This is a genomic window from Flavicella sp. IMCC45668, assembly GCF_057219105.1.
In genome coordinates this window covers 3,401,225-3,414,069 of sequence record NZ_CM170114.1, presented here as the reverse complement: position 1 = coordinate 3,414,069, position 12,845 = coordinate 3,401,225, and the positions used below count along the sequence as shown (strand labels likewise).

Genomic DNA, 12,845 nt, shown 5'->3' with positions numbered 1-12,845 from the left:
TTAAATGCATAAAATAGCTTACTCTTTCTTAATTATATTTCTTTGTTTTAGCACTATAAAAGCACAAGAAAAAACGATCTCTGAAATTGAATTTTCGGGGATAAAAAAAATAAAACCAAGTTTTCTAAAAAAAGTTGTTAGTACTAAAGCAAACAGTCTACTTGACTCCGTTATTCTTGAAAATGACATCATGTTTTTAAAAAGACTGCCTGCCGTAGCGTATGCTAGCTATAAAACTGTAAAAAATGATAAAAATGAATACAAGGTTGTTTTTGATATTGAAGAAAACTTTTCAATAATTCCTTTATTCAACGTGTATACCACCAACAATGAAGAAGTTGCATATAGAATAGGTTTAACTGAATATAATTTATTTGGTAAAGGCATGGTTCTAGGAGGTTTTTATCAAAAGGATATTTATGACTCCTACAGAATAAGTTTTCAAGCTCCCTATCTGTTTTCTAAAAAATTTGGTCTAGGTATAAGTTATCAAAACTTCACCTCTTTAGAACCTGTTTTCTTTGAACAAGGAACGGTAGATTATAAATACAATAACACATCTTACGAAGTATTAGCCTTGTATGAAATCAATGCCAAAAATAGATTTAGTACAGGGGTAAATATATTTAGAGAAGACTATAAATATGTTCCCAAACAAGAAGATGTTACTCCACCTGTATCCGAATTAATAGAAGACAAAGTACTATATAAATTAATATACCAACATGATAATTTAAAGTACCACTACCAGTATGTATCTGGATTTAAGGACCTTTTTAACTTTCAATATGTGACTTCTGAGACCAACGTATCATCACCAAACTTTTTAATAGGTTGGAATGATTTTCTTTACTACAAACGCATCAAAGCACGTGGTAATTTTGCCACAAGATTAAGAGTGGGCTTAGCTACGAATAATGATTCTCCTTTTGCTCCTTTTGCTCTTGACAACAACGTAAACATTCGGGGAGTAGGAAATATTATAGATAGAGGTACCGGTTCCATTGTTTGGAATGCAGAATACAGACATTCAGTGGTAGATACTTCAATTTTTGCAATACAAGGAAATGCTTTTATAGATTCAGGATCATGGCGTACTCCAGGGGGTGGCCTTGATGACTTTATTGATCCAGATAATATTGTAGTCTTCTCTGGCCTTGGACTTCGATTTATCCATAAAAAGATTGTTAATGCCGTTTTTAGAATAGATTATGGAGTTGGTCTAACCCAAAACAGACATGGAATGGTGTTTGGAATTGGACAGTATTTTTAAAATACAAAGCATAAAAAAAGCTCCTTTAAAAAGGAGCTTTTTTTTATTATTTATGAATACTTCCTATTTAGTATAATCATACCAAATTTCATCAATTACACTAGACTTATCTACTGCATTGATTCTTGTAATATAGTTAGCTATTAAATTTGTAAAGTGATTATCATGTGCTGCAATAACAGGACTAATAAATTCTTTCTCTGTAGATTTAGAAATATTGTTATAGTATAAGAAACTCTGCTCATATCCAAAAGCAAGACTTTCACATGTTTCAAAATCAGCTACGATACCATGTACCTCATCAGCTCCTAATAAAGCAATTGCTTCTGCATTGTTTTCTACCAATACCAATTTAGCATTTGGGAATCTTCTTTTCACAAACTCCTCACTAGTGGTACCTTTCGTTGTTGCTAAAGTAACTGTAGGAACATTTACATGCTCTGCGTCACCTTTTGATAATTTTTTACTTTTTGTTAAAATTGATTTCCCACTTTTAAAATATACTCCAGGAAAAACAACTTTTGCATTTCTTTCTGTAGTTATAGAAACTCCAGAAAAAACAATATCTACCTTACCTTCTTGAACCGCAGGAATTAAATTCTCAAAATCCATCACTTCATATTTTACAGCTACTCCTAATTCTTTAGCTAAATGAGCTGCAATTTTAATATCAATCCCTTCTAACTCACCAGAAGCTCCATTAAAAGAGAATGGAAATTGCTGCCCCGTAGTACCAACAACAATTGTTTTTTGTGCTAAAATTTTATCTAAAGTTTTTTGTTTAACTGACTCAGCACATGATGTAAGGAACGCAGAACTAGTAACTACTAAAAGTGCTAATGCAATAAATGATTTTCTCATAGGTTATAAGGTTTAATTTATTTCTTAATAATTCGAATGTAAATCTACTAAATTTCTTTTAATACATGCAATACTCTGAGAATTAAACTCACTAGTGAATTTATATAAACACATCCTTTTTAATAATTTCTTTTTTACCAACAAATATTTTAACAAAACAAAACGTCTGAAAACTTATTTTTTAAAATCTTCCACAGAAAGACCATTATCAAATTCAATTTGAGACCAGGTAACATAAATCCAAGGTTTCCTAGTAATCTCCCCACTCCAATTAGAAGCTTTATATTTACGTTTTGTTGGAATTAATATTCCTTCTATTTTTTCATATTCAACCTGCATCAAAAAGGGTTCCATTTTACCATAATCGACTACCGTAAAAAGAAATTGATCAACCAAGAGCGTATTTTTATTGATATAAAGCTGATAGGTGTCTTTCGGTTCTTCCTTATCGGATTCAAATGACACCTTGACTATTTCATATGCAACTCCATCAATTACAGTTTCTTTAAGGTACTCGTAAATCAAACCTGGATCTAACAATTTTTGCATCATAGCAAACCAATAAAAATTCGTTGGTCTATTAAAAGCAACTCTTTTCAAAGCATCTTTTTCTTGGATTAATTTTCCATTATGTTTCAGCCAGAATTCGTTTCCATCATACCCTTGTTCAATATCTCCCTTAAAATTAGACAGGGTTCTTTCATGCCTATGGTATTTACCATAAGACAATTCCCCATCAAACAAATACTGTTCTTTAGAAATATCAATAGCGCCGTCCGGAGTTTGATAGGTATAAGTATATACTACATCTCTTTTCTCTTGAAGTTTTTCATAACCTCCCACTTTTTGGACCATTTGAAACACAAGTTCATGTCCTTTGTTTTGAAAAGAATTCGCTACTTGTCTCTCTACTGAAACATCTTTATTTCCTCTTTTTTCAGATTTTTTTTGGTCACATGAACACATGACAACACCAAAAATCAATGCTCCTATAATCGTAAATTTCATTCTAAAAATTTATATTTTTTTATATTCAAAAAAAGTCTTTACTTTTTTAGAGGATACACCTCTTGTTGGATAAAATCTTTTGGAAATTCCTCATCTCCCTCAAAGCCTAATTCAATATCCATGCCATTACCAGGAATATAATTTGTTCTGAACAAATAATCCCATACGCTTAAAGAAATACCAAAATTCACTCCATTCCTATGTGATGATGGCAATACTTTTGCATGATGCCAAATATGCATTTCCGGATTATTTAGAAGATACTTTAAGGGTCCATAATGCAACTTTATATTTGCATGATTCAAATGTCCAATGGTTAGGGCTATCAAATGCACAAATATTACATCCTCAACCTGAAAGCCTCCAATGAGCGCAAGTGGAATATATAACATAGTCCGATAAACTAATGTTTCCATCCAATGATAGCGTAAATGCGCAGCAAAACCCATTTCTTTCACGGAATGATGTACCTTATGAAAATTCCATAACCAAGGTGTACTATGCAGCATTCTATGGGTTCCCCATTGCACAAAATCGGTAATGATAAAAAATAAAAACAACCGCAATAATAGAGGATACTCATTCAAATCTACAATTTGTAGGGATGTTAAATCTAGAGTAAAAAACGATAGCACTTTTATAAAAAACGCTTCTGCTGCTGACGATAAAGCAATGAAAACAATAAGATTAAAAATAAAAAAGTTAAAGAACATGTAAAACAAGTCTAACCAAAAATCTTTTCTAAATATTCCTTGCTTTTTTCTCCATGGAAAGAAAACTTCTAACATCCAAACCACAACAGATATAGTTATCAAAGCATAAAAGTAACTCCCCCAGGAGGGATTTAATATATCTTGGATTAGATAATTCCCATATCCAAGGAATGAATATTTAAATAAGTTCCAAATCTCTATCATTTAAAAAAAATCCTAGTCTGTTTATGACTAGGATAAAGATACTTATAACTCCTTGTTTTAACAACAACCTCCTCCATCATAGTGAAAAGTAGATTCACTAAAATAAATATCATCTCTGTTTAAAGACTGCAATGCTGCTGCGGTTTTATCACAAATGGCCAATGGTTGATTCTTTAAAAGAGTATGTCCTTTTCCATCATCAAAAAAATCTTCATCTCCATAATAAATAGCTGCCTTACCTGTAAATATGCATGGTCCATCTTCTGGCATTGGGTCTTTTATGGCAGCAACTTCTATTGATTCGATATAAATCAGCTCGTCAGTTGGATAATTTTTAGGATCTAAAATTCTGTATGGTTTTCTAGCTCTAATTTCAATAGTACCAAAACCAGCATCAGTTAGCATCTTTACATAATCGGCTATTGGTAAACTACCACTTAAACAAAGTGCTCGTAACCTTTCATCATTTCTTAATGTATCATTCATAGGTTGTTCGCAAGTAGGGTCACTCATAACCAAACGCCCATGTGGTTTTAAAACACGATACATCTCTGAAATCGCCTTTTTTAAATCGTCTGCTTTAAAAATATTGAACAAACAGTTTTGTGCTGCAACATCAATACTATTATCTTTTACATTGAGGTTCAATGCATCCCCTTTCACAAGATCAACAAATTCGCTTTGAAACCATTCGTTTTGTTTTTCAGCCTCTAAAAAATTCTTTCGAGAAGCCTCCAGCATTTCATCTACAACATCCACACCAATCACTCCTCCTTTTTGACGTGAGAAATAAGAAAATTGCAACAATTCCATTCCTCCACCAACACCTACATATAATATCTTTGGTGAGTTTGTCAAGTCTCTAGCATTAACAGTACTTCCGCAACCATAATTCATTTCTTGCATGATCTTTGGGATCTTTAACCCTGGTAACTCCCATATCGGATTTGTTGTGCAACAAAGTCCAACATCTGGAGTTAAAGCCGCTTCTTTATAAACATCATGTGTCGTATCTAAATAACTCATATTATATCTTTTTAACCTCTTATTATTTTAGGTATGTATTATCTTTAATTTATATCTCTTCTATCAAGCAAGTAAACAAAGTAACTAGCTTAGGCTCTGCTTGTGCTGCCAAAGCCAAAATTTCAGGAATATTTATTGGTTTTAAATTATCTGGGTCACACTCATCTGTTAATACAGAAATGGCAACACAAGGCAGTCCCATTTGATTTGCCACTATAACTTCCGGCACTGTAGACATCCCTACAGCATCCGCACCAATTATTTTAAGATATCTATATTCAGCTCTTGTTTCTAATTGAGGCCCAACTACCGCTGCATATACTCCTTCATACAAAGGAATTTTATTAGCCTGAGCAATATTTTTTAGTTTTTCATTAAGCGACTTATCATAAGGTTCAATCATGTCAACAAAACGAGGGCCAAATGCTTCAATTCCCTTTGCTGCTAACGGTGAAGCTCCTTGCAAATTAATATGATCTTCAATCAACATTAACTCCCCTTTCTTATAATTTGTATTGATTCCTCCCGCTGCGTTGGAAACTAGCAATTTTTGAACTCCTAAATATTTTAAAACTCTAACAGGGAATACGATTTCTGCAAATGAATATCCTTCATATAAATGAAACCTTCCTTGCAACGCAATGATTTTTTTATCACCCAAACTACCGTAAATTAAATTCCCCTCATGAGATTCTACGGTTGAAACCGAAAAATTTGGAATCTCGTTATAAGGGATTTTCTTTTCTACCGCAATGGAATCAACTAATTTACCAAGTCCAGTACCCAATATAATACCAACCTCAGCATCTTCTATACCAACATTTTTCAAAAAAGAAACGGTTGCTTCTACTTTTTCTATCATTATTTTTTTATAATTTTTTGACTATGCAATTTACCTTCTATTTCAACTTGTAAAATATAAATTCCTTTCGGTAAACTTTCGGTTTTAATAAAATTTATTTCCTTCGATAAACCATCTTCTTTATAAATCAATTCTCCTACAACAGAATACAAAGCAAGATTTGCTGTTCTATTTGGTTTTAAGGAAATGATCAACTCTTTTTGCATCACGGTTGGATAGATTAAAAAATCCGACTCCAAAACATCAGCTACAGATAAATTACCACAATCTGCACCGGTTTCTACAGCAAAAGCTCCACCTCCCCAATAATGATCATACATTTTACAATGTACATGCACATATGCATAAGAATCCAAATCAATAGCTGGAGTACTATTGGTAAGATCATAACTTTGTTCCCCAGTAGGACTTTTTAACACACCAATCTCAATTGTATTTGGTGTTACTAAAATACCTCCTGGACTAGAAACTACATTTTCTTGGGATAAATACACATGTAAATCAGGACCTGAAGAAGTTGAGAAAGTATCATCGAAACTCAAGGTTTTGGTTCCATCTATTGAAAATGTCAAAATAGCATTTCCTGTAACTGAAATATCCGGCCCATTTTGGAATTGAGCCACTCTACTACACTGACCCTTTGTGAATTGAAAACTCCCAATCAATACAACAACTAATAAAATTATTTTTTTCATATTATAGGTATTTACCTAAATATGAGTCGGGATTTATATCAAAAATTACAATTCAATAACAAAAAAATCACAACACTGAGAATAGCATAAAAAAACATTAAACACCCAACTAGACATTGTCTAGGTTTCAAATATTACTAAGTTATTTTTTTAGTTATAGTCCACTTTTTTCCCGATGAATAAAACAAAAAAAGTTGATTAGTCGAGTTCTTTATGAGTATTTCCTTCTCAAACTTTTACTGAGCTAATTCTCTAAAAATTAGCTTTATCTCTCAAAAAAATCAACCAAAAAAAACTTAAACAATGAAGAAAAACATCTTATTTCTGAGTCTAATTTTCTTAACTAAAATCCTTTGTGCTCAACATATATATAATTTCGAAAATGAAAAAGACGAACTCCTATCGGTTCCGAAAAACATTCAAAATATTCTAAAAAAAGTAACAAATGGAGATATTATTGAGTTTCCAGCAGGGAATTATGACTTCAACAATGAAGCTTTAACAATTAACAAACAAGTGACACTAAGAGGTGTTCATAACAATTCAATCACCTTGCCTGCAAAAGGGGCAGACAATACTACTATTGGGGTTCATTTCACCAACTGTAAAATCATCACATTCCGATCGGACAACATAAAAATACATAACATATCACTGACAAAAACGAGCGGTACCAAATGGAATATATTTTTAAAAATGTTTCATCCTACTTATACTGATCGTATAAATGGTCCTGGCTCCGAGCAAAATCTAGAGACCAATGATAGCTATACTGGAATTGAATTTAACAATGTAAAAATAGCAGGGGGAGGATATCAAATTGCTGTTGGAAATGGAATTGGAGGCTCTTTTACCAATGTTACTTTTGAAAACTTCAACGTGATTGGATTTTGGTTTAATAGGATTGGTAATTCAAATTCTCATCCAAAAGTTACCTGGACAAACTGTACTTTTTCTCCAAAAAATGCACCTAACGGAACTAGCAATATTGGAAACACAATAGAGTTTAATGACCGTGCTATATCTTTTGATGCCGGAAATGCGTCTTACCCAATTGTTTGGGACCATAACAACTCAACTATTGAAAATTGCAATATTATCAATACAGGATTTGGAGCCTCTTCAAGAGGTGCAAATGTCATTATTAACAATAACGTTTTTAATGACAACTCTGGTAAAGTAGATCTCATACATATTGAAGAATTTTCTAGCAATTTTACAATAACCAACAATACCTTTAATTGTACTAGCGATGATGGAAGTAAAATAATGGTATTTGACAGAGAACTTCAACCAGTCAAAAACATTAATGTAAGCAACAATATTGTCACGGGTCTTTATCGGTTTTTTATCTCTGCTTACGGTACAAGTGATTTAAATATTGAAAACAATAATTTCACAGAATCTTCTGCAACTGTTTCTGGAAACAGATGGATCAACCTAGCGTATTATGAGAATGAAATTCATGAACCTATAATACCAAGAAGTAACCCCAATAATACAGGAGATTTACCTTCTGAAAATATTGTTATTAAAAATAATATTGGCCTAGAAAGGGCTGAAACAGGTAGTCTCTCAATAAATTTAAAACAGGGTACCTCTTTAAACTCTGAAGGAAACGACATTAACTTCCCTAGAGCGAGTGATATTTCATTTATAGAATCACCTCGACAATTGCTTGCGGGGGGAACTTACGAAATTGTAAATGCTCAAACAGGTCAAGTAATTACCGCAAAAGGAAGCAATGGTGAAGTAATCACATCAGATATAATTGACAATTCTTCTAAATGGATTGTAACATTTGCACCACCGTTTAGTTATAATTTCCAAAATTTACACACAAATAACTTTTTAGAATTAGCGGTACCGTTTACTGAAAGTAATATTATTGGTAATCCCAATAATCTTCCAGAACTTTTCCCTTTTGAAAAAAACAACTATTCTGAAATGATCCCCTCATTTATAAATAGACTCCCTTTTTGGTGTTTGACAAAAGAAGAGGATCACTATGTTATTCTTCCTGGTGGAAACGAAAAACAATCAGCAATTGCAACTTTAAATGATGAAAAAGTAACTTTAGTTGCCGCTAAAAAGAAAAATCCAAATGATGGATCTAGACTCCCTGTTGAGCTAAACAACAATGCTAAATGGAAATTTCGATTAACTGATGAAAATTTTATAACCCTTGCTAACAAAGAAGACAACACTTATTCATTTGGAGAAGAAACACAACAACAAATCCATTATGGCGTAAGAGCTGATAATGAAATATTAGAATCTATTGAAATTGATTTAGCCATCCTAAATACGAAAACTAAAACAATTGTAGCAGTGGAAGCATCTCAACTGGAAGTTGTTAATCAAAATGCTACAAGCAATGGAACAGAGACATTTAATTATACAATCCCAACAGGTATAACTGCATCAAACAAACTCTCAAATAACGAAGTATACATATTACGATCTACCCTAAATACTAAAGTAAATGGTATCGGAGAAACCCTAAAAACTAAATCTGAAATTCAAATTACACTATTTGAGTTAATCACAGAGAATAAAATCACATGGGACAATCCGGAAAGCACCTTAACTATCGGCACAAATTCCGAACAAACAATCACTCATGCTATCTTAGAAAAAGATACTCCGCAATTTACCCAATTTGGTCTCTTAATTATTGATACCAACGCAAATATTATTGAAGTTATAAAACCGCAAAGCTTCCCTTCAACAGCGGCTAATATTGAACAAAGAGGAACAACTTCTTTTAACTATCTAGTACCGGAAACCATTACTCCATCAAACGAGCTACCTGAAGGACAATCTTACGTAATTAGAACCAGGATAAGTTCTCTAAATGAAAATGGAATGGAAACATATGCTACGCAAAATACGTCAGTAAATATTATAAAAGGGAACTCCGTTACCTGGGTTACCAACCAAATAAAAACTTTTGCACCAGATGGAGAAACCTCGCAAACAATCTCTTACAATGTACAAGAAGATGAAACGATTAAACTTATACAATTCGGTCTCATAATTACCGATCTAAACAATAATTATGTAAGCGCTGTTACACCTCAAACAAATGTTGCCTTTGAAGGGGATGGTTCCATAGCAAACAGCAGTGCAACTATAGAATTTGATTTTAAAACACCAACAGGAATTTCAACTTCGGACCAGCTACCAGTTGGTCAAAAATATAGAATGAGAACCAGAATTGATTCAAAAGACAATGATGGTAAAAGTATTGTTACCTTAAACTTTGAAGATGTTAGTATTCTAAACCCTGGTTTTAGCTTTATCAATTGGGACACAAAAGCGACCAATGAACTCACTGTTAACGAAACTTCAAATCAAAAGGTTTCGTATCGTGTACAACAAACAGATCATATCAGCCTTGTACAGTTTAGTTTGCTTTTAAGAACCGAAAACAATAATGCCTTTATCCAAGAAGTAATTCCAAAGGCAATTGCGTTAAACGGAAATGCCTTGATTGAAGACACGATTGAATTCGATTTTAACATCCCAATAGACATTACAATCAGTGAAGACTTACCTGACAATCAAAAATACACCATTAGAACGAGGGTAGTATACACAGATGAGAACAACGTACAAGCGCAACAAACAGAATTTACCGATATTACGATATTAGAATCTAATCAATTAAGTGTACCTAATACTGTGGCTCAACAATCTAAAACAGTATTATATCCAAACCCAGCTTCAAATACCATCAATTTATTAAACGCAGGAACAGGTAATTACTATATCCTAGATATGTTAGGGAACAGAATTGACAATTTTTCTATCAATAGACTGGATAGTAAACAAAACAGTCGACATGAATTAATTTCAATTAATATTGAACAACTAAAGACAGGTATTTATTATATACAAAACGAACACGGAAACGCACTGCAATTTATCAAAAAATAAAATTAACAAACCATCAAAACCCGAGAGCATCTTCCCTCTCGGGTTTTATAGTAATTCTATCAGATTTGAATCTGGATTTATATCAGAAATTACATCAATATCATTTAAAACTTCTAAAAACCAAGTAGCATATTTGCCTTCTAAATTTTCTATGGTCGATTTCAAAACAGTCTCAGTACCCCATTTTTTATTTTTGAACACTGAAGGAATCAATTCTTTCATACCTAATAGATAATAACCTCCATCTTCTGCGGGTCCAATAACGGTATTATAAGAATCTAACTTTTCAAAGGCTTTCGTAATATGTGACGAATTAAGATCATAAATATCAGAACCAATAATCACAACTTTTTCGTAACCTGCTTTAAAGCCATCACAAAATGCGTTCTTCATTTTATCCCCTAAATCTTCTCCTTTTTGTAATTTCTTTGAAAACACTTTTGGATCCCAATCATCAAACTCCTGAATAGACTCTGAATAATAAAGATACTTATCTGAGACTACCTCAAGAGCAATATTACGAGTATGAGTTAGTAATTCTTTATATATAGCCAATGCCTTTTCAGGTCCGATCGAAGCCGCTAATCTTGATTTTACTTTCCCTAATTCAGGATTCCTAGTGAAAATAATTAATAGATTATTATTTTTCATAAACCTTTTCCCCATTAGTCAACCACTTGCTCCATTCTTTAGAAAACGTATGAACCTTCTCTGTAGGTTGGTTATTTTTATCCACTATTTCCTTTGCTTGATTTTTCCATTCAAAAATCCCACCATACAAATTATACACCTTTGTATAGCCTGATTTCAATAACTTTTCACCAATCATTTCACTACGCATCCCAATAGAACAATACACCAAAATAGGTTGAGACTTGTCTGGGTATTTTTGCAATACAGCATCTATTTCAAAATAATCAAATCCAACACAAAGTGCATTTTTAAGATGACTTGTATCGTACTCATTTTGTTCCCGAGTATCTAACAAAACATACTTATCTAAAGAAGAAATATCGGATACCTTAACTATAGGAACCGTTTCCTTTAAATTTCTTTCAAGTAATTTATTGAATTTTTTAGTTTGTGCATTCGAAAAAGTAGACACAATCAACAACGTTAAAAAAACAATTCTCTGTTTCATACTTCTACTTACGATATAACACCTTGACAACTAGAACCAGCACCAGCAGTACATCCGTAACAATGGTTTTTCAGTGAAATTGTTCTGTTCTTCAATGTATCTGCATTAAAATCTTTAATATTTTGATGTTGTTTGTCTAGGATGGGCAAATGCAACATTTGATTAAAATCACAATCATAAATAGTACCATCCCAACGCACCGAAATGGTATCTCTGCACATTACATTTTCCACTGCGGCCAAATTGAAATTATCTACCAACAGATTCATATAGGTTTCAACCTTGTTCTGTGCTTTTAAATCATTTAAAAAACGACTAATAGGCATGTTTGTTATGGTATATAATTGATTAAAATCAATAGCAAAATTTTCCTTCAACATTCGTTTGTAATCTTTTTCAAGACCTTCCTGAGAGCCTGGTAACGAAGGTCCACCTGGATTATATACCAAATGTAACTTCAATTCTTCTCCTCTACCATAGCCTTTTTCATTTAGAAGTTGCAATCCCTTAATAGAAGCTTCAAAAACACCATCTCCACGTTGTTTGTCCACATTCTCTAAAGTATAACAAGGCATTGACGCTACGACCTCAATTTTATGCGTTTTAAAAAATTCAGGCAAATACTCATACTCCTTTGCAAACGTAAGAATCGTCAAATTACTTCTAACGATAATTTTAACCTCACGTTTAGAAATTTCTTCAACAAACCATTTAAAATCAGGATGAATTTCTGGTGCTCCTCCTGTAAGATCTACTGTTGAAAACCCTCCCGAATCTAGCGCTGCTAAACAGTGCTTCATCGTTTCAACTGACATCAACTCTCTTCTAGAAGGTCCTGCATTTACATGGCAATGATTACAAACTTGATTGCACAAATAACCAACATTTATTTGCAAAATATCCAACCCTTTTGCTTTAAAAGGTAATTTTGAATATTGATGTAATTGCTTAGAAAAACCCAGAATTGGCAAACTTTCTAAAAACAATATATCTTCTTCAGATTTCTTTTTTCTAATTTCAACAATTGGATTTGATGTTGATTTTGCCAAAGTCTCTTGAACTTTTGCGTATAGTTTTTCTTGGTCAGCAAGGGAATAAGCTTCCATATTTTTTTATTTGA

At 32.6% G+C, this 12,845-nt stretch carries 11 protein-coding genes; 2 read left to right on the top strand and 9 right to left on the bottom strand.

All coding sequences use genetic code 11. From position 1 onward, the window contains the following. The first annotated feature begins 4 nt into the window (after positions 1-4). Complete coding sequence (locus AC2DZ0_RS13875) at positions 5-1,273, top strand: POTRA domain-containing protein (protein WP_484642475.1); 1,269 nt, start codon at positions 5-7, stop codon at positions 1,271-1,273. Positions 1,274-1,336: 63 nt separating this feature from the next. On the opposite strand, the gene AC2DZ0_RS13870 is transcribed toward AC2DZ0_RS13875, so the two are convergent. The 6 genes from AC2DZ0_RS13870 to AC2DZ0_RS13845 all read right to left on the bottom strand — a co-directional run bounded on the left by AC2DZ0_RS13870 (position 1,337) and on the right by AC2DZ0_RS13845 (position 6,642). Next, positions 1,337-2,134 carry a transporter substrate-binding domain-containing protein gene (locus AC2DZ0_RS13870; protein WP_484642474.1) on the bottom strand — a complete coding sequence of 266 codons (798 nt, stop codon included), beginning with the start codon at positions 2,132-2,134 and terminating at the stop codon, positions 1,337-1,339. A 174-nt stretch (positions 2,135-2,308) separates the two neighbouring features. Next, complete coding sequence (locus AC2DZ0_RS13865) at positions 2,309-3,142, bottom strand: hypothetical protein (protein WP_484642472.1); 834 nt, start codon at positions 3,140-3,142, stop codon at positions 2,309-2,311. 38 nt (positions 3,143-3,180) lie between these two features. Beyond that, the gene (locus AC2DZ0_RS13860) at positions 3,181-4,059 is read right to left on the bottom strand and encodes a sterol desaturase family protein (protein ID WP_484642470.1); all 879 of its coding nucleotides are present in this window, start codon (positions 4,057-4,059) and stop codon (positions 3,181-3,183) included. A 57-nt stretch (positions 4,060-4,116) separates the two neighbouring features. After that, positions 4,117-5,085 (bottom strand): arsenosugar biosynthesis arsenite methyltransferase ArsM, encoded by a 969-nt coding sequence (gene arsM, locus AC2DZ0_RS13855; protein ID WP_484642469.1) that lies wholly within the window; start codon positions 5,083-5,085, stop codon positions 4,117-4,119. 49 nt (positions 5,086-5,134) lie between these two features. Further along, the gene (locus AC2DZ0_RS13850) at positions 5,135-5,947 is read right to left on the bottom strand and encodes a purine-nucleoside phosphorylase (protein WP_484642467.1); all 813 of its coding nucleotides are present in this window, start codon (positions 5,945-5,947) and stop codon (positions 5,135-5,137) included. Then, a complete protein-coding gene (locus AC2DZ0_RS13845; RefSeq protein WP_484642465.1) occupies positions 5,947-6,642 on the bottom strand; it encodes a DM13 domain-containing protein in 696 nt (231 codons plus the stop codon). Before AC2DZ0_RS13845 ends, AC2DZ0_RS13850 begins: the two co-directional genes overlap by 1 nt. 303 nt (positions 6,643-6,945) lie before the next feature. Here AC2DZ0_RS13845 and AC2DZ0_RS13840 point away from each other — a divergent pair, with 303 nt between their 5' ends. Beyond that, complete coding sequence (locus AC2DZ0_RS13840; RefSeq protein WP_484642464.1) at positions 6,946-10,584, top strand: T9SS type A sorting domain-containing protein; 3,639 nt, start codon at positions 6,946-6,948, stop codon at positions 10,582-10,584. Between the two features lie 45 nt (positions 10,585-10,629). On the opposite strand, the gene AC2DZ0_RS13835 is transcribed toward AC2DZ0_RS13840, so the two are convergent. The 3 genes from AC2DZ0_RS13835 to arsS are packed head-to-tail and all read right to left on the bottom strand — an operon-like array spanning position 10,630 to position 12,831. Then, positions 10,630-11,235: a TIGR04282 family arsenosugar biosynthesis glycosyltransferase gene (locus AC2DZ0_RS13835; protein ID WP_484642463.1), complete on the bottom strand. Its 606-nt coding sequence runs from the start codon at positions 11,233-11,235 to the stop codon at positions 10,630-10,632. Beyond that, positions 11,225-11,725 carry a rhodanese-like domain-containing protein gene (locus tag AC2DZ0_RS13830; RefSeq protein ID WP_484642462.1) on the bottom strand — a complete coding sequence of 167 codons (501 nt, stop codon included), beginning with the start codon at positions 11,723-11,725 and terminating at the stop codon, positions 11,225-11,227. The genes AC2DZ0_RS13835 and AC2DZ0_RS13830 overlap by 11 nt, the downstream gene beginning before the upstream one ends. A gap of 8 nt (positions 11,726-11,733) precedes the next feature. Continuing rightward, the gene (gene arsS / locus AC2DZ0_RS13825) at positions 11,734-12,831 is read right to left on the bottom strand and encodes an arsenosugar biosynthesis radical SAM (seleno)protein ArsS (RefSeq protein ID WP_484642460.1); all 1,098 of its coding nucleotides are present in this window, start codon (positions 12,829-12,831) and stop codon (positions 11,734-11,736) included. Between the last annotated feature and the right edge of the window lie 14 nt (positions 12,832-12,845).

Bases quoted from the DNA above. Each gene is read 5' to 3' on its own strand.
- AC2DZ0_RS13875 (WP_484642475.1), top strand. From the start codon at position 5: ATGCATAAAATAGCTTACTCTTTCTTAATTATATTTCTTTGTTTTAGC.
- AC2DZ0_RS13870 (WP_484642474.1), bottom strand. From the start codon at position 2,134: ATGAGAAAATCATTTATTGCATTAGCACTTTTAGTAGTTACTAGTTCT.
- AC2DZ0_RS13865 (WP_484642472.1), bottom strand. From the start codon at position 3,142: ATGAAATTTACGATTATAGGAGCATTGATTTTTGGTGTTGTCATGTGT.
- AC2DZ0_RS13860 (WP_484642470.1), bottom strand. From the start codon at position 4,059: ATGATAGAGATTTGGAACTTATTTAAATATTCATTCCTTGGATATGGG.
- arsM (WP_484642469.1), bottom strand. From the start codon at position 5,085: ATGAGTTATTTAGATACGACACATGATGTTTATAAAGAAGCGGCTTTA.
- AC2DZ0_RS13850 (WP_484642467.1), bottom strand. From the start codon at position 5,947: ATGATAGAAAAAGTAGAAGCAACCGTTTCTTTTTTGAAAAATGTTGGT.
- AC2DZ0_RS13845 (WP_484642465.1), bottom strand. From the start codon at position 6,642: ATGAAAAAAATAATTTTATTAGTTGTTGTATTGATTGGGAGTTTTCAA.
- AC2DZ0_RS13840 (WP_484642464.1), top strand. From the start codon at position 6,946: ATGAAGAAAAACATCTTATTTCTGAGTCTAATTTTCTTAACTAAAATC.
- AC2DZ0_RS13835 (WP_484642463.1), bottom strand. From the start codon at position 11,235: ATGAAAAATAATAATCTATTAATTATTTTCACTAGGAATCCTGAATTA.
- AC2DZ0_RS13830 (WP_484642462.1), bottom strand. From the start codon at position 11,725: ATGAAACAGAGAATTGTTTTTTTAACGTTGTTGATTGTGTCTACTTTT.
- arsS (WP_484642460.1), bottom strand. From the start codon at position 12,831: ATGGAAGCTTATTCCCTTGCTGACCAAGAAAAACTATACGCAAAAGTT.